Source organism: Ensifer aridi (genome assembly GCF_002078505.1).
Lineage (GTDB): Bacteria > Pseudomonadota > Alphaproteobacteria > Rhizobiales > Rhizobiaceae > Sinorhizobium > Sinorhizobium aridi.
Genome location: NZ_LUAV01000002.1, coordinates 102,969 through 121,888 on the forward strand (window position 1 = coordinate 102,969; position 18,920 = coordinate 121,888).

At 64.0% G+C, this 18,920-nt stretch carries 19 protein-coding genes and 1 tRNA gene; 11 read left to right on the plus strand and 9 right to left on the minus strand.

Translation table 11 applies throughout. The features are described from left to right. Positions 1-237: 237 nt before the first annotated feature. Both AYK65_RS00765 and AYK65_RS00770 read right to left on the minus strand, forming a co-directional pair. A complete protein-coding gene (locus tag AYK65_RS00765; RefSeq protein WP_081157785.1) occupies positions 238-1,497 on the minus strand; it encodes an ABC transporter substrate-binding protein in 1,260 nt (419 codons plus the stop codon). Between the two features lie 51 nt (positions 1,498-1,548). Beyond that, on the minus strand, positions 1,549-2,448 hold the full coding sequence (locus tag AYK65_RS00770) for an N-acetylmuramic acid 6-phosphate etherase (RefSeq protein ID WP_081157786.1): 900 nt from the start codon (positions 2,446-2,448) through the stop codon (positions 1,549-1,551). A gap of 199 nt (positions 2,449-2,647) precedes the next feature. Here AYK65_RS00770 and AYK65_RS00775 point away from each other — a divergent pair, with 199 nt between their 5' ends. Genes AYK65_RS00775 through nagA form a run of 4 tightly spaced genes read left to right on the plus strand, consistent with a single transcriptional unit; the run spans position 2,648 to position 6,503 of the window. Continuing rightward, entirely contained in the window at positions 2,648-3,532 is an 885-nt protein-coding gene (locus AYK65_RS00775; RefSeq protein WP_081157787.1) for a glucosamine kinase nucleotide-binding domain-containing protein, read from the plus strand. Further along, entirely contained in the window at positions 3,529-4,293 is a 765-nt protein-coding gene (locus AYK65_RS00780; protein ID WP_026616745.1) for a GntR family transcriptional regulator, read from the plus strand. The genes AYK65_RS00775 and AYK65_RS00780 overlap by 4 nt, the downstream gene beginning before the upstream one ends. A gap of 30 nt (positions 4,294-4,323) precedes the next feature. Then, positions 4,324-5,346 (plus strand): SIS domain-containing protein, encoded by a 1,023-nt coding sequence (locus AYK65_RS00785; RefSeq protein ID WP_081157924.1) that lies wholly within the window; start codon positions 4,324-4,326, stop codon positions 5,344-5,346. After that, entirely contained in the window at positions 5,343-6,503 is a 1,161-nt protein-coding gene (gene nagA, locus AYK65_RS00790; protein WP_046118120.1) for an N-acetylglucosamine-6-phosphate deacetylase, read from the plus strand. Before AYK65_RS00785 ends, nagA begins: the two co-directional genes overlap by 4 nt. On the opposite strand, the gene AYK65_RS00795 is transcribed toward nagA, so the two are convergent. Genes AYK65_RS00795 through AYK65_RS00805 form a run of 3 tightly spaced genes read right to left on the minus strand, consistent with a single transcriptional unit; the run spans position 6,500 to position 9,503 of the window. Then, positions 6,500-7,237, minus strand: coding sequence for a copper homeostasis protein CutC (locus AYK65_RS00795; protein ID WP_026616748.1), 738 nt, complete (start codon positions 7,235-7,237; stop codon positions 6,500-6,502). The two genes, nagA and AYK65_RS00795, sit on opposite strands and share 4 nt — an antisense overlap. Continuing rightward, complete coding sequence (locus AYK65_RS00800; protein ID WP_081157788.1) at positions 7,234-8,145, minus strand: ROK family protein; 912 nt, start codon at positions 8,143-8,145, stop codon at positions 7,234-7,236. The genes AYK65_RS00795 and AYK65_RS00800 overlap by 4 nt, the downstream gene beginning before the upstream one ends. Continuing rightward, entirely contained in the window at positions 8,142-9,503 is a 1,362-nt protein-coding gene (locus AYK65_RS00805; RefSeq protein ID WP_081157789.1) for an amidase, read from the minus strand. Before AYK65_RS00805 ends, AYK65_RS00800 begins: the two co-directional genes overlap by 4 nt. Positions 9,504-9,846: 343 nt before the next feature. Here AYK65_RS00805 and AYK65_RS00810 point away from each other — a divergent pair, with 343 nt between their 5' ends. Further along, positions 9,847-10,584 carry a sulfate transporter family protein gene (locus AYK65_RS00810; protein WP_081157790.1) on the plus strand — a complete coding sequence of 246 codons (738 nt, stop codon included), beginning with the start codon at positions 9,847-9,849 and terminating at the stop codon, positions 10,582-10,584. Between the two features lie 68 nt (positions 10,585-10,652). Beyond that, the gene (locus tag AYK65_RS00815) at positions 10,653-10,865 is read left to right on the plus strand and encodes a SlyX family protein (RefSeq protein WP_081157791.1); all 213 of its coding nucleotides are present in this window, start codon (positions 10,653-10,655) and stop codon (positions 10,863-10,865) included. 62 nt (positions 10,866-10,927) lie between these two features. Here the strand turns inward: AYK65_RS00815 and AYK65_RS00820 are convergent, their stop codons facing one another. From AYK65_RS00820 to AYK65_RS00830, 3 genes are all read right to left on the minus strand, one after another. Continuing rightward, on the minus strand, positions 10,928-11,920 hold the full coding sequence (locus AYK65_RS00820; RefSeq protein ID WP_026616753.1) for a BMP family lipoprotein: 993 nt from the start codon (positions 11,918-11,920) through the stop codon (positions 10,928-10,930). A gap of 343 nt (positions 11,921-12,263) precedes the next feature. Beyond that, positions 12,264-12,917 (minus strand): peptide-methionine (S)-S-oxide reductase MsrA, encoded by a 654-nt coding sequence (gene msrA, locus AYK65_RS00825; protein ID WP_081157925.1) that lies wholly within the window; start codon positions 12,915-12,917, stop codon positions 12,264-12,266. A gap of 49 nt (positions 12,918-12,966) precedes the next feature. Next, positions 12,967-13,284, minus strand: a complete 318-nt coding sequence (locus tag AYK65_RS00830; RefSeq protein ID WP_026616755.1) for a hypothetical protein — start codon at positions 13,282-13,284, stop codon at positions 12,967-12,969. 299 nt (positions 13,285-13,583) lie between these two features. On the opposite strand from AYK65_RS00830, the gene AYK65_RS00835 reads away from it, so the two are divergent. Next, positions 13,584-13,673: transfer RNA gene (locus AYK65_RS00835), tRNA-Ser, on the plus strand. Positions 13,674-13,875: 202 nt separating this feature from the next. Here the strand turns inward: AYK65_RS00835 and AYK65_RS00840 are convergent. After that, positions 13,876-14,727, minus strand: a complete 852-nt coding sequence (locus AYK65_RS00840; protein ID WP_081157926.1) for a sugar phosphate isomerase/epimerase family protein — start codon at positions 14,725-14,727, stop codon at positions 13,876-13,878. Between the two features lie 306 nt (positions 14,728-15,033). Here AYK65_RS00840 and AYK65_RS00845 point away from each other — a divergent pair, with 306 nt between their 5' ends. Genes AYK65_RS00845 through AYK65_RS00860 form a run of 4 tightly spaced genes read left to right on the plus strand, consistent with a single transcriptional unit; the run spans position 15,034 to position 18,841 of the window. Beyond that, positions 15,034-15,921, plus strand: coding sequence for a sugar phosphate isomerase/epimerase family protein (locus AYK65_RS00845; RefSeq protein WP_081157792.1), 888 nt, complete (start codon positions 15,034-15,036; stop codon positions 15,919-15,921). A 55-nt stretch (positions 15,922-15,976) separates the two neighbouring features. Then, entirely contained in the window at positions 15,977-17,146 is a 1,170-nt protein-coding gene (locus tag AYK65_RS00850; protein ID WP_081157793.1) for a mandelate racemase/muconate lactonizing enzyme family protein, read from the plus strand. Positions 17,147-17,148: 2 nt separating this feature from the next. Then, a complete protein-coding gene (locus AYK65_RS00855) occupies positions 17,149-17,841 on the plus strand; it encodes a FadR/GntR family transcriptional regulator (RefSeq protein WP_081157794.1) in 693 nt (230 codons plus the stop codon). 25 nt (positions 17,842-17,866) lie between these two features. Beyond that, positions 17,867-18,841 carry a 2-hydroxyacid dehydrogenase gene (locus AYK65_RS00860; RefSeq protein ID WP_081157795.1) on the plus strand — a complete coding sequence of 325 codons (975 nt, stop codon included), beginning with the start codon at positions 17,867-17,869 and terminating at the stop codon, positions 18,839-18,841. Positions 18,842-18,920 lie beyond the last annotated feature (79 nt).

Here is an 18,920-nt window from a genome sequence, read left to right on the forward strand (position 1 = left end):
TGGCCCGTTCTAACCGGCTGGCTCCTGGCGCAGCCTCGATGTCGCTCGAAATGGGGCGCGTTTCCTGTCGCGCGCCTCGGCTGATACGCCGCTGCGGGCGCGGAGAAGTCGGCCTTGCCAACGTGCCGGTCGCTCGCGCATCCAAGCATAAGCTGCGGCGTTGTGCCCGCGGGAAGATTAACTCCGGCGCGGGGGAGCAACAGGGGCGCGCGGCTGCGGCCACACGCCCCTACAAGTTTACTTCGCCGGCTTGTACCAGCTATCGAGGCCGTCCTGCAGCTTCTTGGCTGCGTCTTCGGGCGTCTGGGTGCCGTTGATGACGTTGGCCGATGCCACCCAGGTCTCGTTTTCGAGGTTGGGCGTCCCGCGCGACAGGATCTGATAGGTCGAGCGGATCGTCGGCTTGCACTTCTCACGCCAGGAGACGAATTCCTGGGCGAGCGGATCGGTCATCTTCACCGCCGTCGAGTTGAGGCTGAAGAAGCCCGGCAGGGCATTCGCGTAGATCTCCGCGAATTCCGGCGAAGCGACCCAGGTGAGGAAGGTCTTGGCGGCCTCCGCGTTCGGGCTCTTGGCATTGAGGCCGATGCCGATGTCGTTATGGTCGGAAATGTAGCAGGTGTCTCCGGCCTTCTTCACCGGCGGCGGGAAGGCGCCCATCTTGAACTGTGCCTGGGTGTTGAAGCCCGCGATCTCCCAGGAGCCGGCCGGATAGATCGACGCGCGGCCAAGGGTGAAGAGGTTCTGGCTATCCGGATAGGTCTGCGCTTCGAAGCCGTCGCCGAGATAGTCCTTCCATTTAGCAAGAACGCGGAACGGCTCGACCCAGGGCTCGTCGGTGAGCTTCTGCTCGCCCTTGATCAGCGCCAGGCGCCCTTCCTCGCCCTTCCAGTAGTTCGGCCCGATATTCTGGTAGCCCATGGTGGCGGCTTCCCAGAGATCCTTCGTGCCCATCGCCATCGGAATGTAGTTGCCGTCGGCCTTGATCTTGTCGAGGGCGGCGAAGAATTCCTCTTCCGTCGTCGGCACGGAAATGCCGAGCTGGTCGAAGGCGTCCTTGTTGTAGATGAAGCCGTGGATAACCGATGCCATCGGCACGCAGAAGGTCGTCTTGCCGTCGTCGGTCGTCCAGGCGGACTTGGCGACATCAGAGAAGTTCTCCATTCCGGCGAGCCCGGTCAGGTCGGCAAGATGCTTCTTGTTGTACAGCTCGAGCGAGGCGTCGAAGGGACGGCAGGTGATGAGGTCGCCTGCGGAGCCCGCGTCGAGCTTAGCGTTCAAGGCGGCGTTGTATTCGGTCGGGGCGGACGGCGAGAAGACCACCTTGATGCCGGGGTTCTTCGCCTCGAAGGCCGGGATCAGCTTTTCCTGCCAGATCGCCAGGTCGTCATTGCGCCAGCTCTCGATCGTGAGTGTCACGTCCTGCGCCTCGGCAAGCCCGGCCGAGCCGAGAATGCTCGATGCGAGCAGCAAGCCTTTCATTGTTGTGCGGGTCATTCAGGTTCTCCCTCTTATAAGCGCCGTCACGGCGCGGTTTGGATCCCAGTTTCACTGCCGCGAGACGATCTCCATCGCTCGGCGCAAATTCTGTTTGGTATTTTGAAGTGCCGCTTCGGCCTCGGCTACGTCCCTCGCTCCGGAGGCGAGCAGGATCGCGACCTTGACCGAGCCGGAGGCGAGGCTGATCAGCCGGCCGGCCTCGGCCGCGCCGACGCCGGTCACGTCCGAGACGATCCGGATTGCCCGGCCGCGCAGCTTGATGTTGTCGGCGCGCAGGTTGACCATGTGGCCATCGAGCACATGGCCGAGGTGGATGCCGACCAGCGTCGAAAACATGTTGAAGGCAATCTTCTGCGCGGTTCCCGCGCCCATGCGCGTCGAGCCGGACACCACCTCCGGCGGCGTCTGCAGTAGGATCGCGACGTCGGCGCCGTCGAAGAGGGCCGCGCCGGCATTGTTCGCCATGGCGACGACCTTCGCGCCGCGCTTTTTGGCTTCGTCGGCGGCGGCGAGCGCGTAGGGAGTGGAGCCGCTGGCGGAGACGGAGATCAGGCAGTCGCCGGCTCCGATGCCGGCGTCACGCACGTCGGCGCGCGCAAGCTCCATGTCGTCCTCGTAGCCGCCCGCAAGATCGGCGAGGCTCCGAGCGCCCCCGGCAAGCAGTATGACGATCTGTTCTTTCGGGATGCCATAGGTGCCGGGCAGTTCGAGCGCGTCGGCCATGGCCATCAGGCCGGAGCTTCCGGCCCCGACATAGGCAAGCCGTCCGCCGGCGGCAAGAACTTCCGAGGCAAGTGCGGCCGCCGCGGCGATCGGCTCGATCGCCTGATCGACGGATTTCGCCGCGGCCTGCTGGCCGGAGGCAAGCAGGCGGAGGGCCAGCGCCGAATGCATGACATCCAGGCCCTTGGCATTGTCGTGGCGCTCTTCGGTCTTGGCTGCGGGCATGACAACGTTCTCCTCTTCGGGAATTAATGCCAAAAAAATACCACTTGTCTAGGAGAAATTTAACTTTTGATACCAGAAAACACTTCTCGTCGAAATTTATCAAGTAAAATCAAGCACGTAATTCGAATTGATTATCTTTGGTCGAAATGGCGCTTGGTTAATGGTATTTTTTTGGTATCTTGGGGGAACGGAGGTGTCCATGACGTTTTACCTGATCGGAATCGATGGTGGCGGAACGAGCTGCCGCGCGGCCGTTGCGCTCCCGGACGGTCGCATCCTCGGCCGCGGAAAAGCGGGCGCCGCCAATATTCTCACCGATCCCGAAACGGCGCTGCAGAATATCACCGATGCGGCGCGCGCCGCCTTCGAGGATGCGGGGCTCGATCCGGCTGGCATCACGGCATCGCGCGCCATTCTCGGCGTGGCGGGCCACAACGTCGGTGACGCCGTTCATTACGTGAAAAGGCGGCTTCCCTTTGCCGTTGCGGACATCGAATCCGATGGGTTGATCGCCCTTCAAGGCGCCCTAGGCGATAAGAACGGCGCGGTCGCGATCCTCGGAACCGGCACCATTTATATCGCCCGCGAAGGAGATGCGGTCAGCTATATCGGCGGTTGGGGTTTCACGATCGGCGATCACGGCAGCGGCGCGCGCATCGGCCATGCCCTCCTGCAGGAAAGCCTGCTCGCCTATGACGGCATCCATGTGGGTTCGGCGGTGACGGATTCCGTGCTTTCCGAGTTCAACAACGATCCGCGCGACGTCGTCGATTTCGCGCGCCTGGCCAAGCCCGGCGAGTTCGGGCGCTATGCGCCGCGCGTCTTCGACCACGCCGAGCATGGCGATCCGGTGGCGCTGCGCCTCATCAAGGCAGCTGCGACCACCGTGGACGAGGCGCTCGACGTGGTGGTCTCGAGGGGGAGCCGGACGATCTGCCTGCTCGGCGGGCTCGCGCCGCTCTATCGCCGTTGGCTTGCCGAGCGGCACCAGCCGCTTTTCGTCGAGGCGGAGGCCGATGCTCTGACCGGTGCAGTCGCGCTCGCTGCCGCCCGCTTCGGATCCCGGCCGGAGGTCTCTGCATGAATCAGCAGCTTGCCGCCATCCTGCCGCTCGAGGGCCTGCAGTCGGGCGGCGCGGGCCCGCTCTATCTCAAACTCAGGCAGTCGCTCGAAGAGGCGATCCTCTCGGGCAAGCTCAATCATGGCGATGCGCTGCCGCCGGAGAGGGACCTCGCCGACTACGCCAATGTCAGCCGCGTGACCGTGCGCAAGGCCGTGGACGACCTCGTGCGCGACGGACTGCTGGTGCGCCGGCACGGCTCCGGCACCTTCGTCGTCCGGCCCGTGTCGCGCGTCGAACAGTCGCTCTCTCGGCTCACCTCGTTTACCGAGGACATGGCTCGGCGCGGCCTCAACACGCGGGCGGAGTGGCTGGAGCGGGGGCTCTTTCATCCCTCGCCCGACGAGATGATGACGCTCGGCCTTGCGGCCGACGCCCTGGTCGCCCGCCTCGGCCGCTTGCGCATCGCCGATGATATGCCGCTTGCGATCGAGCGCGCCTGCGTCTCGGCGGAATTCGTCCCCGATCCGCTCGCTGTCACCTCGTCTCTCTATGCCGCGCTCGAAAAGAAGCATGCCCGGCCGGTCCGCGCCGTGCAGCGCATCTCCGCCTGCAACATCAAGGACCCGGATGCTTCGATGCTCGGCGTCCCCGTCGGCGCCGCCGGCCTTTCGATCGAGCGCGTCTCCTATCTCGCGTCGGGGCGCGTCGTTGAATTCACCCGTTCACTCTACCGGGGCGACACCTATGATTTCGTCGCGGAGCTGACGATCCCGGAAAGCTGAGGCTTAGGCTCTCAAGGAAAGGACATGACGATGCAGACTAATATGCGGCGAGAAATCGACGAGATCCCCGAGGCCGCCGCCAGGTTGCTGGACCGCTCGGGCGCCGCGCTTGCCGCCGCCGGTGCTGCGCTCAAGGCCAAGGATCCTGCCTTTCTGGTGACGATCGCCCGCGGCTCCTCCGATCACGCCGCCCTATTCCTGAAATATGCGATCGAGCTCACGTCCGGCCGTCCCGTCGCTTCGCTCGGGCCGTCCCTTGCCTCGATCTACGGTGCCGATATGAAACTCGGCGGTGGCGCGGCGATCGCGATCTCGCAGTCCGGCAAGAGCCCGGACATTGTCGCCATGGCCGAAGCGGCAACCCGTGCCGGCGCCGTCTCGATCGCGCTGACGAACACGGTTCCCTCGCCGATCGCGGAGGCCTGCACCCATCCGCTCGATATTCGCGCCGGTCCCGAAATTGCCGTGGCGGCGACCAAATCCTATGTTAACTCCATAGTCGCGGGCCTTGCCGTCCTCGGCGAATGGACCGGAGAAGCCGGCCTGAAGCGCGCGGTCGCGGAGCTGCCGAACCATTTCGCCAAGGCTGTGAAGCTCGACTGGCAGGATTTCGCCGCCGATCTCGGCGAAGCGGAATCGCTCTACGTGCTGGGCCGTGGCCCGGCGCTCGCGATCGCCAGTGAGGCGGCGCTGAAGTTCAAGGAGACGTCGGGCATGCATGCCGAGGCCTATTCCGCGGCGGAAGTGCTGCACGGACCGGTGGCGCTCGTCGGCCCCCGCTTCCCGGTGCTGGTCCTTGCCGCCCGCGATGCCGCCGAGGCGTCGGTCGCCGACATCGCCGACGGCATGAGCGCCAAGGGCGCCGTCGTGCATGTTACCTCGGCGGCGGCGAAAACGGCAAAGCGCCTGCCCTTCGTCGAGACGGGACACCCGCTCACCGATGCGCTGACGCTGATCCTGCCTTTCTATGGCTTCGTCGAAGCCTGGTCGCGTTCGCGCGGGCTCGACCCCGATGCGCCGGCGAGCCTCAAAAAGGTTACGGAGACACGATGACTGCGAAAAAGACGATCACCGGAGCGCGGATTTTCGACGGTATCGACTGGCATGACGGTGCCGCCCTCGTCATCGAGGCTGGGCATGTCAAGGCGATCGTTCCAGCCAGTAGTGCCGCGGCCGGCGGGGAGAGCATCGATGCCCGTGGCCTGTTGCTGGTGCCCGGTTTCATCGATCTGCAGGTCAATGGCGGCGGCGGCGCGCTTATGAATGAGCAGCCGACGCTCGACGGCATCCGGCAGATCTGCGCGGCGCATGCGAAGTTCGGCACCACCGCGCTGCTCCCGACGCTGATCACCGACACGCGCAAGGTCAGGACCGCGGCCATCGAGGCGGGTCTCGAGGCGAGGGCCGCGGCGGTGCCCGGTTTCCTGGGCCTGCATCTAGAAGGTCCGCATCTCTCCGTCGCGCGCAAGGGAGCTCACGATCCGTCGCTGATCCGGCCGATGGAGGATGACGATCTCGCTGAGATGCTCGCCTGCGCCAAGGCGCTCGGCTGCCTGATGGTTACGGTCGCCCCGGAAAATGCGACGAGGGAGCAGGTGAAAGCGCTCACCGATGCCGGTGTCGTCGTCAGCCTCGGCCATACGGATGCCGGGTTCGATACGGCCTGCGCCTACGCCAAGGCAGGCGCCCGAACCGTCACGCATCTCTTCAACGCGATGAGCGGACTCGGCCATCGGGAACCGGGCTTGGTCGGCGCGGCGCTCGCGACCGGAGCCTTGCATGCCGGCCTGATCGCCGACGGGTTCCATGTCGCTCCGGCTGCCATGGCCATTGCACTGCGCGGGAAGAAGGGGCCGGGGCAGATATTCCTCGTCACCGATGCGATGTCGCCGATCGGCACCGATCAGACCAGCTTCTCCCTGAACGGCCGCGAAATCCTTCGCCAGGGCGGGCGGCTGACGCTTGCTGACGGCACGCTCGCCGGAGCGGACATCGACATGCTCTCCTCCGTCCGCTTCGTACATGAGAAGCTCGGCTTGCCGATCGAGGAGGCGATCCGCATGGCATCCGCCTATCCGGCCGACGCCATGGGCATAGCCTCGCACAAGGGCCGGCTCCTGCCCGGGACCGACGCCGATTTCGTGCTGCTCACACCCGAGCTCGGCATGAAGTCGACCTGGATCGGCGGAGACGTCGTGTTCTCCGCCTAAGGCTTCGTCGTCAACGCGTCGAGGCGCGTCCGCATCGTCCGGATCGTCGCCGCACTCGTGACGCGCCGCTCCGCTGCGGTGAAGCCCATCTCAGTAAGGCGCCGGTTTCTAGCCGGCTCACCAACGGAGCAGGACGAATGCACCTCCGTGACCGCGAGCCTCGGTAGCAGCGCGTCGATGCTGCTGAGGCTGACGCCCGAGCCTGGCATGATGGAAACACGCCCCGCCGCCAATTCGACGAGCCGCGCCAGCGTGTCGACCGCTTCCGGCGCGGTTCTCGCGCCACCCGAGGTCAGGATGCGTTCGAAGCCAAGCTCGACCGCGATCTCGATCGCCTCGGCGAAGTCCGGCACCAGATCGAAGGCTCGATGCAGCGTGAGCCCCATACCCGCGGCGTGACCCGCGAGTTTCGTCAGCATCCGCGCATCGAGCCGGCCATCGGAGAGCGAGGCTCCGAGCACCACGCCGGCGAGTCCGGCATTGCGCGCCGCATCGATGTCGCGGCGCATCACGTCGAGATCGGCCGCACCATAAACGAAATCGCCGGGGCGAGGGCGGATCATCGCATAGACCGGCACCGGCGGCGGGCCGGCGAGCGCCATCAGCCCGGGGCTCGGAGTGAGGCCTCCGACGGCAAGCGCCGAACAGAGTTCGATCCGGTCGGCGCCGCCTTCCATCGCCGCCGCCAATCCTTGCGCGTCGTCGACGCAGACCTCGAGCAGGATGCCGCTCACGATGCCTTCCCTCCGAAGCCGAGCAGGGCGGCCCCGATCAGGCCCGGTTCCACCCGGCACTCGCCGCTGACCACCAGCGGCCTGTCGAAACGGCGGAGGATTCGGGCCCGCACTGTCCGATCGATTTCGGCGATGAGTGCCTCGGAATTCGAGAGGCCGCCTCCGACCGGCACGATCGTCGCGCCGGTTATGTTGATCACCAAGGCCAGCGGCGAGCTTAAGAGGTCGACAAAGACGTCGATCGACCGCGCCGCCGCCGCGTCCCCGTCCTGCCAGGCGGCAATGATTTCCTGGCTCGAGAGCGTCTTGCCATGGATCGTCTCATGCAGCCTTTCAAGCCCGCGCGCGCCGCCGACGGTGTCGACGCAGCGGCTTTGCCCGCAGCCGCAGGGATAAGCCGGTATGGCGATCGGCGGATGTCCGCCCTCCGATGCGACGGCGGGCCCATGTCCCCATTCGCCGGCAAAGCCGCCATCGGCGTTTATCAGCCTGCCGTCGACCACCAGGCCGCCGCCGACGCCGGTGCCAAGGATCGCGCCGAAGACGATGCGGTGGCCGCGTCCGGCGCCGATGCCGGCTTCGGCAAGCGCGAAACAATCGGCATCATTGGCGATCTTGACCGGCAGGTGCAGCGCCGCCTCGAGCTCGGCCGCCAGTTCACGTCCGTCGATGCAGGGGATATTGGCGCATTTGATCCGCCGCGTTTCGGGGTCGATGACGCCGGTGATCGAGATTGCGATTCCGTCGGGCAGTCCGCCCGCTTCGTCGAGCACCGCTTCCATTGCCTCTACGAAGCGGCGAAAATCGGTGAGCGGCGTCGTGCGGCGGGGAAGCGGGAAGATCCCCTCCGGAGAATGGGTGATCGCGCCCTTTATCGCCGAGCCGCCGATGTCGAAGCAGACGATCATACCTCACCCCGGATGATCGCTTCAGCGGCAAGTGCTGCGGAAAGTAGCCGGTCGTCCTGGTGGTGCGGCGCTGAAAGCAGGAAGCCGACCGGCATTCCGGCGGCGCCCGTACCGCAGGGGATGGAAACGCCGCAGAAATCCAGGAAATTGCCGATCGAGGTGTTGCGCAGCGTCCTGGCGTTCACCTTGAAGAAGAGATCGTCATCGGCAAGCAGAGGATCGACGGGCGGCGCGACATGCGGCACCGTCGGATGCGCGATTAGCTCGCCCGCCTTGAGGCTTTCGAGAGTCTCATGGATCAGCCGGTCGCGGGCGGCGAGAAGCGCGATATAGTCGCTGACGGTGATCTTTTCGCCGAGGCGCGTGCGAGCGACGACACGGCGGTCCATGCGCGCCGCCTCAGCGCCGGCGAGGCGGTCCCGATGAAGCGCATAGGCTTCCGCGTTCACCAGTGCGCCGTGGCGCGCCATGAGCTCGAAGATTTTGGAAAAGCTCGGGAAAGCCTGGCGCCTGATCTTCGCCCCCGCCGCCTCGAGCCGCTTGATCGCTTGCTCGAAGGCCGTAACGACTTCCGGCTCCGCCTCGTCGAAGACGATGGTTTCCGGAACGACCATGGAGAGGTCGGCAAGGTCGGCGCGGCGGATCACCGGTGCGGTCAGTCCATGCAGGGCCGCATCCGCCCAGACGGCGTCCTGCACCGTATGGCAAAGGGGGCCAAGCGAATCGAGGCTGCCGGCGAGCGGGAAAACGCCCCTCATCGCATAGCGCCCACGCGTTGCCTTATAGCCGACGATGCCGGTCATCGCAGCCGGGATGCGGACCGATCCGCCCGTGTCAGTGCCGATCGCCAGCGGTACAAGACCTGCGGCGACCGCTGCAGCCGAGCCCGAGGAGGAGCCGCCGGGAATGCGATGGACGTCGGCGGAGGCCGGATTGCGGGGCGTGCCGTAATGCGGATTGATGCCGAGGCCGGAGAAGGCGAATTCGCTCATATTGGTGCGCCCGACGCTAACCATGCCGGCACCGCTGAGCGCCGCAACGACCGCTGCGTCGGCGGCGGCCGGCGGACTGTCCTTGAGGATCATAGAACCTGCGGTCGTGACGCTGCCGGCAAGATCGAAGAGATCCTTCCAAGCCACGGGCAGGCCGTCGAGAAGGCCCAGCGAGCGGCCGGCCTTGATGCGCGCGGAAGCGGCCTCTGCTTCCCGTGTCGCCCGTTCGCGCATGAGCCCGACGAAGATCGCCTGATCCGAATGGCTTTCGATGCGTGTCAGCGTATCCTCGGCGAGTGCGACCGGATCCGATTGCCCCGATTGTACGAGGGCGGCAAGGCTCGCAAGCGTCTTGTGGTGGGTCATGGCTTTCCCCTGGGCTGTCTACGGTCCGCAGCGCTGGACCTGACTTGTTCCGTTTAGCATATCGCCGTGCATGGTGTTTGCCAGCGCCGACCTGTTGATTCTACAACGTCGTGCGTCCTTCCTTGATCGGCTACGCTAGGCGGAGATATCCGTTAATGCGTGTCGCCCAAACAGTGCAGCGGTTTTGGGACAACGACATGCACGAAAACGACCTGAGCGCGTCCCATGAAGTCGATTGAACGCGACGCGCTTTAGGTGCACTGCGAGAGCGCTCGATGCAAGTGTCTTGCCGACGCCGGTGCGGCTGCCTACATCGATTCCACTTGTCCTATGGAGATAGATCATGATTCTCGATGCGGCGCGGCTTGCCTTCGCCAATCTCTTCGCGGCGGAGACCCGCACGGTCTTCTGGAAGGTCATCGGGCTCACATCGCTGGCGCTCGTCGCACTCTGGTTTCTGATCCGCGAGCTCTTCGTCTGGCTGGCGCTGCCGTGGATAGACGCGCTGATGCCCGGCACGCCGGATTGGGCCGGATGGCTGACCTTCGTTGTCGGTATCTTCGCAAGCCTCGGCCTTGCACTCGCTCTGGCGCTGCTGCTCGCCCCGGTAACGGCGCTGATCGCCGGCTTCTTCCTCGACGACGTTGCCGAGGTGGTGGAGAAGCGCGACTATCCCGGTGAGCCACCCGGAACGCCGCTGCCGCTCGCTGAGGCGATGGTAACCTCGGTAAAATTCCTGGGCGTCGTCATTCTCGGCAACATCGTCGCGCTCATGCTGCTGCTTGTGCCGGGGGTCAATCTCGTCGCCTTCTTCCTCGTCAACGGCTATTTGCTCGGGCGCGAATTCTTCGAGTTCGCCGCCATGCGCCATCGCCCGCCGGCTGAGGCCCGGCTCTTCCGCGTCAAACATCGTGCGACGGTATTTCTCGCCGGCCTCATCCTGACGGCCTTCCTCGCCATACCTCTGCTCAACCTGCTGACGCCGCTTTTCGCCGCCGGCATGATGGTGCATCTGCACAAGATGCTTTCCGCGCGCGATCCGGGTTTTGCCAGCGTCGCCCCGCTCACGCTTCGGAGTTAATGAACGCTTGACACCCGATCGGGCATGGACATCCTGCGCGCAAGTTTGAACCTGGTGGATGGAGAAGCATGATGAGCGAGGCAGAGGACCGGATTACCCGTCTGGAGGAGACGGTGGCCCATCAGGCTAAGACCATCGAAGAGCTTTCGGATCAGCTCGCCGAACAGTGGAAGGTGGTCGAGCAGACGCGTGCAAAGCTCGATCGGCTGACGGAGCGCTTCTTGAGCCTCGAAGAGCAGGCGCGCGACGCGATCCCTGTGACGCGGCCGCCGTATTACTGAAATTCCCAACAAAAAACCGCCGGTTCGGGTGAACCGGCGGTCTGGCACCCCTCGAAAGAGGATCAGTACGGGCAGGTCTCGTCCGTCATGTAGTCATGCACCTGGACCTTGCCGGCGATGATTTCCGCTTTCACCTTCTCGACCGCATCCAGCATTTCCGGCGTGATCAGAGCCTTGTTGTGCTCGTCGAGCGCGTAGCCGACGCCGTCTTCCTTGAGGCCGAGATTGGAGACGCCGAATTCAAACTTGTCGTCCTTGGCCGCCTTGAAAGAGTCGTAGACCGCGACGTCGACGCGCTTCAGCATCGAGGTCAGCACCTTGCCCGGCTGCAGCATGTTCTGGTTGGAGTCGACGCCGATGCCGAGCTTTCCGGCATCCGCTGCCGCCTGCAGCACACCGACGCCGGTACCGCCGGCGGCGTGATAGACGACGTCGGCACCCTGGTCGATCTGCGACTTCGCGATCTCGCCGCCCTTGACCGGATCGTTCCAGGCGTCCGGCGTCGTGCCCGTATAGGCCTCGAGCACCTTGACGTTCTCGCCGGTCGACTTGGCGCCGCCGACATAGCCGCAGGCGAACTTGTGGATCAACGGGATGTCCATGCCGCCGACGAAACCGACGGTCTTGGACTTGGAGGCGAGACCGGCAAGAACGCCGACGAGATAGGAGCCTTCCTGCTCTTTGAAGACGATCGATTTGACGTTCGGCTTTTCGACGACCATGTCGATGATCGCGAATTTCGTGTCCGGATATTCCGCCGCGATCTTCTCGAGCGACGCCGCCCAGTTGAAGCCGGCCATGACGATCGGGCTGTTGCCGTCGCTGGCGAAGCGGCGCAGCGCCTGTTCGCGCTGGGCGTCGTTGGCGATCTCGAATTCGCGATACTCGATGCCGGTTTCGGCCTTGAACTTTTCGGCGCCGTTATACGCGGCCTCGTTGAAGGATTTGTCGAATTTGCCGCCGAGATCGTAGATGATCGCCGGCTTGATGTCCGCGGCAAGTGCCGTCGCAGACATCATCGAGAAAGCAAAGAGACCGAGAATGGTTTTCTTCATCGTGCAGCCCTGTTGTCGCTATTGATCTTTTCGGGTCTTCCGCCGGCCCATATGGGGCTGATCGGCGGAACCCGCCCCTCTTTAAGGCTTGGGTGGGCGCATCCTTGCACGGCTTCGGCAAAAAAACACCCAAAATTTTTCAGATGGTAAAAGCGCCGTCCGGCCGCGACGATTGCTTGAATCGGAAATCGGTTCGAGGAGTGAATCATGCAGCGATTCAAAGTGCTACGGCGATCTGTGCGCGTCTGATCGGACGCGCGGCGCTGGAGCGCAAGAGCCGGCAAAGCGGCCGCAAGTTGAGAAGAGACGGGCCGCGCCCCGGTTTCGATCCGCGGCGCGAAGGTCACGCGCCGATCGGGCAACTGACGCCGGTACCGCTGAGACCGCAATAGCCGTCCGGGTTCTTGGCGAGATATTGCTGATGGTAATCCTCGGCGAAATAGAACGGCCCGGCCATCGCGATTTCGGTGGTGATCGCGCGGTCATGATCGAAGGCTTTCAGCGCCCTCTGATAGGCGTTGCGTGCGGCGCTCGCCCCGGCGAGCTGCTCCTCATCATAGACATAGATCGCCGAGCGATAGGTCGTGCCGATGTCGTTGCCCTGGCGCATGCCTTGGGTCGGATCGTGCTCCTCGAAGAAGGTCTTGAGCAGGCGCTGGAGGGAGACTTTGGCCGGATCATAGACCACCAGCACCACCTCGGCGTGGCCCGTCAGCCCCGTCGTCGTCTCCTGGTAGGTCGGGTTCGGCGTGAGCCCGCCGGAATAGCCGACGGCGGTCACATAGACGCCGGGGATCTGCCAGAGCAGGCGTTCGGCGCCCCAGAAGCAGCCCATGCCGAACAGCACCTTCTTCATGCCCTCGGGATAGGGGCCTTTGAGCGGACGGCCAGAGACGAAATGCGTCGTCGCCGTCGGGATCGCCTCCTCGCGCCCGCGCAGGGCGGTCGCGGCGTCGGGCAGGATGGTCTTCTTGTTGAACATGTCGATCAGAAACATCCGCGGCTCCTTCCTGCGCCGGAAGCGATGAAGTTCGGCGATTCGCCCGTCAGGCGGCAAAGCGCCCGGCGGCCGGCTTCTTCCTGTAGCCCGCCATCCACAGGAGGAGGGCGATGGTGAGGAATACGGCAAAGGCCGGCTGCAGGAAGAGCCAATGCAGCGCGGTCAGCCAGACGGCGGGCCCGGCATCGGTGCGCTGCAGCGATTGAATCCAGTTAAGCGCATCCGGGCCGAGTGCCGCGATCCCGTCGGAAAGCGAAGTCATGACGGGCTCGGAGGCAGCAACCGACTGGATCGAGTCGACGGTGCCTGCAAGCACGGCGGCCGCGAGCGCGAGAAGGCTTGCAAACCTGATGAGTAGCCGCATCCGTCCCTCTTCGCCTAGCCCTCGACAATTCCCGCTTGTGCGCTCGGTCCAAGACGAACGCGAGCGCAAAGCCGTTTTCACATCTTCCTCGTCTTGCTCAAGAGAGATAGGCGCGTCCGCGGCCGAGCGCAATGCCGACGGGTCCGGCGCGTTTCAAAGACATGTCAACAATCTGTCAGAAACCAGTTGATCCCGCGCGCATCATCGGTATATATCGCGCCCGTCCGCCGGTTTTGCCGGCGACGCGGAGGAGCTTCGCTTCTCCCATCCGGCCGGATCGACCACCGGCTGCAGAGGATGGACAGGTGGCCGAGTGGTTGAAGGCGCACGCCTGGAACGCGTGTATACGTGAAAGCGTATCGAGGGTTCGAATCCCTCTCTGTCCGCCATTAGCTTTTCCCAAGATTTCCGACTACAGCCGTCGCCGACGGCGGCGGCCTCAATCTGTTTGTCCGTTCCACAGCGGCGTTGGCGACGTAAGGGCCGGTACCTCCGCTTTAAGCGCCGGAAAATGTGCGAGGCTTTGGTGAGCGGCGCACACGGGCTATTCCAATTGGCGTATCTATGATTTCGGCCGCGGGGCCCGGCCTGTCATGCAGCTCCCTGCCATCCCTCGCGGATGTGACGGTATCCATCGCGATAGACCGCTTCGGGCGCCTCGAAGAAATCGCGCCAGACCTTCGTTGCAGCGGCAAGGTCTTTCAATGCGCGGCCGAAGGCCTCGATTGTCAGCCAGCCGTCATAGCCGCTCGCGCGGATCGCCTTGAAGATCTCCGGCCATGGAATGTTGCCACGGCCCGGTACGCCGCGGTCGTTCTCCGAGATGTGGACATGAACGATGCGGTCCGCATGGCGGGTGAAGGCTCCCACGGGATCGGCCTCCTCGATATTGCTGTGGAAGGTGTCGTACATCGCGCGAATATTCGGATGCCCAATTGCATCGATATGGGCGGCGAGGTCGTCCATCGTATTAACGAGATAACATTCGAAGCGGTTCAGCGCCTCGAGCGCAACGGTGACGCCGCGCTCAGCGGCATGATCGCCGATCGTGCGCTGCGAGGAGATGGACCGCCTCAGTTCCGCGGCGGTGGGCCCGGTGCCGGAGAACTGGCCCAGCGTAGAATGCAGTGGCCCGCTCAGCGTCAGCGCGCCGAGGGCGGCGGCGCAGTCGATAGCCCACTGCATGTAGGCGATGCCGCGCTTGCGTGTCGCTGCGTCAGGCGAAATCAGGTTTATCGAAGGGTCGCTCATGGCAGACACGGCAGTGCGCTCGAGACCTATGCCATCGAGCAATGCGCCGAGGCGGCGGTAGTCGTCCGGAGTGCCCTCGAAGATCGGAATCTCGACCCCGTCGAAGCCGGTCGCCTTAATGTCCCGAAGGAGCTTTTCATGTTTCCGCCCGACGCTCGTCGTCCAAAGAAACATGCACATACCGATCTTCATCATTCCCCCTCCCGGCGTTGGCTGCCGCGGTAAACGCCTGCCTGTACCCGCCGCGATCTGGTAATACCAAATGTGGCGATTTGGTCAAGGCGACGACGTCAATGATCTCAAAGCGGAGCGGGCGAGATACGCCCATAACTGCATGAAATACCGAGGCGGCGCAGGCGCCTTGCCGCCAGCGATAATTTGGGATAGAGCTTTGACAAGGGAAAATTGGCCAAACCAGAATGAGTTCGGTCGAAGTGGAGGAGGTGCCCCGCACCGCCTCGAGTGACTCGGGAGTAACGCTAGTCTGGGAGGACGTTTATGCACCTTTCGACGCACAACTGGATGCGGGCGGAGCCTCTCGCCGTCACGCTGAAGCGCATCAAGAAGTACGGCTACGAGAGCATCGAGATTTCAGGCGAGCCGGCCCAGTACGACATCAACGACACTCGCGCGCTGCTCAAGGAACACGGCATTCGCTGCTGGGGCGCGGTGACGCTGACGCTCGGCGAGCGCAACCTCGCAGCCAAGGACGAGGGCCAGCGCGCAAAATCCGTGGACTACGTGAAGAGCGTCATCACCATGGTGAGTGAACTCGAAGGCGAGATCGTCACACTTGTCCCGGCGACCGTCGGCAAGGTCGTTCCGGATGGCACCGAGCAGGAGGAATGGAAGTGGGTCGTGGATGCGACCAAGGAGTGCTTCGCCCACGCCCAGAAAAAGGGCGTCCGGCTGGCCATCGAGCCGCTCAACCGGTTCGAGACTTATCTCTTCAACCGTGCTGCCGAAGCGCTTGCGCTAGCCGATGCAGTCGATCCCGATTGCGGGGTTTGCCTCGATGCCTTTCACCTCAACATTGAGGAGGAGGACATATACGACGCGATCAGGCTCGCCGGAAACCGGCTTTTCGATTTCCACGTGGCGGATAACAACCGCTTTGCGGCAGGCCTCGGTCATCTCGATTGGCCGAAGATCGTCGCCACTCTGAAAGAGATCGGATACGACGGCGCGCTCACCAATGAGTTCGTGGCTCCGGTCGATCGCACGCCGGCGGCGAAATATCCCGACATGGTCGAACGCAACCCGGTCGATATCCCGCCCGAGCAGCTCAAGTTCATACAGGACCACGGATCGAGCCTGCTGACCGAGAAGTTCTACGATGACCAGATGCGGATCACCGCCGAGACCATCCTGCCGCTGATCAAGTGAGGACCGGTCCCGAGCATGCCCTGCGGCCGGCGCGCCGCGAGGTTGGGGAGGCGAAATGCGTATCAAGACCGTCCAAGCCTGGTGGGTTCGCATACCCATCGAAGCAAGTCGGCAGCATCGCAGCGATTTCGGGCGCCTGACAACCTTCGACGCGGCAATCCTGCGCATAGAGACAGATGACGGAATCGTGGGGTGGGGTGAGGGCAAGAATGCTGCGGGTAGCGCGGGTACTTACGGCACGCTCGTGCACATGCTGAACCATGAGGTGGGGCCGAAGCTCGTCGGTCGCGACCCTGCCGACGTCTCCGCGATCTGGGAGATGCTCTACAACGGCGTGCGCCACGAAACGGCGGCCATGTCGGGTCATGCGATGCCGGAGCTCTCGCGCCGGGGCCTCTCCATTGCCGCGATCAGCGCGGTCGACATCGCATTGTGGGACATTCTTGGCAAATCGCTGGGCGTGCCGGTATGGAAGCTTCTCGGCGGGCGCAAGGCGGACCGGTTGCCTGCTTATGCTTCCGGCGGGTGGGAGAGTGCCGAAAAGATCGGCGGCCAGCTGCAGTCTTACATTGCCAATGGCGGTTTTAAGGCGGTCAAGATGAGGGTCGGCGCAATGGACCGCGCGCCGCACGTCTCGGCCGCCCGCGTGCGTGCTGCCCGCAAGGCGCTAGGCTCCTCGGTGGATATCATGGTCGATGCGCATGGCACCTATACGGTTGCCGACGCGAAACGTTTCATCCATCTCGTCGAAGATTGCGATCTTGCCTGGTTCGAGGAGCCGGTGATCGCAGACGATAAGGCCGGCATGGCGGAAGTGCGCGCCGCTGGAAAGGTGCCGATCGCAGCCGGCGAGAGCGAGGCCACTCGGTTCGCCTTCCGCGACCTCGCGGTGCTGCGCTCGGCCGATATTTTCCAGCCCGATCCGGCCTTCTGCGGCGGCATTACGGAAGCCATGCGCATTGGTGCGATCGCCAGTGCCTTCAACCTCCGTTTCGCCCCGCATTTGTGGGCCGGTGCCCCGTGTTTCTTCTCAGGCCTGCACATCTGCGCGGCTTCCCCGGCAAGCTTTGTCATCGAATACTCGGTTGGCGCGAACCCGATGATCCACGACCTCGTCGAGGAGACCGTGGCTGTGAGAGACGGGATGATGGAGATTCCTGATAAACCCGGCCTGGGATTTACGATAAACGAACGCGTCCTGGAGACTCACGCGCAAAGACTGTAACCATGAAAGAAAACAATCTGCTTTCCGATCTAGCGGCCCATCTATTTACGACTTCAAGCAGCAATGGGCGAACGCCATCGGAGCGAGAGCTCGCCGAGCACTTCGCCGTTAGCCGGGGGCAGCTTCGGGAGGCTCTGGCAATCCTCGAAGCCATGCGCATCGTGGAGCGCCGGGCGAAGTCGGGCATCTATCTGACGACGACGGAGGCGAGCGTCGAGGCGATCGCACTCTTCGCGCGTGCCGGCGTGCCCCTCGACCCGATCGTGATCTACGAGACGGTGGAACTCCGCAAGATCCACGAGATCAAGGCGGCGGAACTCGCCTGCGCGCGGGCGACGGAGGAGAACTACGAACGCCTGCGCGAAATTCTCGCCGCTTCCGAGGCGAAGATCGCTGCAGGCGAGGGCCTCGCGCGTGAGGACAGGGATTTTCATCTGGAGATCGTTCGGGCGACGAAGAACAGCGTATTCCACCGCGTCTGCAGCGTTTACTACACGATGGGCGAGCAGCGGCTGCCCATCTACTTCGCGGATATCGCCCGCAGCCGCCGCTCGCATGAAGAACATATCCGTATCTACGAGGCGCTGCTCGCACGCGACGGCAATCTCGCCCAAGCCTTGATGAATGCGCATCTGCAGGGCGCGGAGAGCTACTGGAAGGGCCTCATCGGCGGGCCTGCGACAGCCACGGAGTAGTCCCCGGTCGGCAATGAGGAAGCCGATGAGTTTCATTTTCTCCACCCATCCCCTGCACCGCGACGCCGAGGCCATGCTGAAAGCGGCGGGTGATCTCCGCGTCGCGTCCGCCCCCGATCCCGAGACGTTGCTTCGTGAAGGCGAGGGTGCGGAGATTGTCATCGTGCGCGCGCCGATCCCGCCCGCCTTCTTCGGAAACGCACCGGCCCTGCGCGCGGCAGTCCGGCATGGCGCGGGGCTCGACATGATTCCCTATGACGCGGCCACGGCGGCCGGTGTGCTTATCGCCAACGTGCCGGCCGTCAACGCGCCGACTGTTGCGGAGCACGTCTTCATGGTGACGCTTGCGTTGCTGCGCCAGTTCCGTCCTATGGACCGCGATCTCAGAAGCATGGGTTGGAGTGCCGGGCGAGCCCACTCGGACCGAGCACTCGACCTCGCCGGACGCACCATGGGCATCATCGGTATGGGCAATGTGGGAAAGGCGATCTTCCGGATAGCGAAGTACGGGTTTGGGCTGGAGATCGTTGCCAACAGCCGCTCGCCGAAAAGCCTGCCTGACGGTGTGCGCTTTCTCTCGGTCGACCACCTGGTTTCGGCGGCGGATATCGTCGTTCTCTGTTGCCCGCTCACACCCGAGACGACCGGGCTCTTGAGCCGCGAGCGGATTGCGCGCATGAAGCCGGGCGCGATCCTCGTCAACGTGTCGCGCGGCCCCGTCGTGGATGACGCAGCGTTGATGGAGGCGCTGGAGATGGGCCGTATCGGCGGCGCTGCCCTCGACGTGTTCTCTACACAGCCCCTGCCGCTCGAGCATCCTTACTTCCGGCTAGACAATGTGATCGTGACGCCTCACCTCGCCGGCATCACCGAGGAAAGCATGATGCGCATGGGAACGGGCGCTGCGGCCGAAGCGATCCGCATCCTGAAAGGCGGCTTGCCCGTTAATCTCCGCAACCCTGAGGTCGTCGAATACTATAGGCGACGCTTCCCGACGTAAGTCGTCGCGACGCCGCCCCACTCCCGATGGAGGGCTCTTCTGCACAATCGCTACTGCAAGTTTCCTCAAATCGCATTCG

What these genes read in the sequence shown, in the direction of transcription:
- AYK65_RS00855 (WP_081157794.1), top strand. Translation starts at nt 17,149, where the DNA reads ATGAAAGAAAACAATCTGCTTTCCGATCTAGCGGCCCATCTATTTACG.
- AYK65_RS00820 (WP_026616753.1), bottom strand. Translation starts at nt 11,920, where the DNA reads ATGAAGAAAACCATTCTCGGTCTCTTTGCTTTCTCGATGATGTCTGCG.
- AYK65_RS00780 (WP_026616745.1), top strand. Translation starts at nt 3,529, where the DNA reads ATGAATCAGCAGCTTGCCGCCATCCTGCCGCTCGAGGGCCTGCAGTCG.
- AYK65_RS00830 (WP_026616755.1), bottom strand. Translation starts at nt 13,284, where the DNA reads ATGCGGCTACTCATCAGGTTTGCAAGCCTTCTCGCGCTCGCGGCCGCC.
- AYK65_RS00800 (WP_081157788.1), bottom strand. Translation starts at nt 8,145, where the DNA reads ATGATCGTCTGCTTCGACATCGGCGGCTCGGCGATAAAGGGCGCGATC.
- nagA (WP_046118120.1), top strand. Translation starts at nt 5,343, where the DNA reads ATGACTGCGAAAAAGACGATCACCGGAGCGCGGATTTTCGACGGTATC.
- AYK65_RS00840 (WP_081157926.1), bottom strand. Translation starts at nt 14,727, where the DNA reads ATGAAGATCGGTATGTGCATGTTTCTTTGGACGACGAGCGTCGGGCGG.
- AYK65_RS00815 (WP_081157791.1), top strand. Translation starts at nt 10,653, where the DNA reads ATGATGAGCGAGGCAGAGGACCGGATTACCCGTCTGGAGGAGACGGTG.
- AYK65_RS00775 (WP_081157787.1), top strand. Translation starts at nt 2,648, where the DNA reads ATGACGTTTTACCTGATCGGAATCGATGGTGGCGGAACGAGCTGCCGC.
- AYK65_RS00860 (WP_081157795.1), top strand. Translation starts at nt 17,867, where the DNA reads ATGAGTTTCATTTTCTCCACCCATCCCCTGCACCGCGACGCCGAGGCC.
- AYK65_RS00770 (WP_081157786.1), bottom strand. Translation starts at nt 2,448, where the DNA reads ATGCCCGCAGCCAAGACCGAAGAGCGCCACGACAATGCCAAGGGCCTG.
- AYK65_RS00805 (WP_081157789.1), bottom strand. Translation starts at nt 9,503, where the DNA reads ATGACCCACCACAAGACGCTTGCGAGCCTTGCCGCCCTCGTACAATCG.
- AYK65_RS00785 (WP_081157924.1), top strand. Translation starts at nt 4,324, where the DNA reads ATGCAGACTAATATGCGGCGAGAAATCGACGAGATCCCCGAGGCCGCC.
- AYK65_RS00845 (WP_081157792.1), top strand. Translation starts at nt 15,034, where the DNA reads ATGCACCTTTCGACGCACAACTGGATGCGGGCGGAGCCTCTCGCCGTC.
- msrA (WP_081157925.1), bottom strand. Translation starts at nt 12,917, where the DNA reads ATGTTTCTGATCGACATGTTCAACAAGAAGACCATCCTGCCCGACGCC.
- AYK65_RS00765 (WP_081157785.1), bottom strand. Translation starts at nt 1,497, where the DNA reads ATGACCCGCACAACAATGAAAGGCTTGCTGCTCGCATCGAGCATTCTC.
- AYK65_RS00810 (WP_081157790.1), top strand. Translation starts at nt 9,847, where the DNA reads ATGATTCTCGATGCGGCGCGGCTTGCCTTCGCCAATCTCTTCGCGGCG.
- AYK65_RS00850 (WP_081157793.1), top strand. Translation starts at nt 15,977, where the DNA reads ATGCGTATCAAGACCGTCCAAGCCTGGTGGGTTCGCATACCCATCGAA.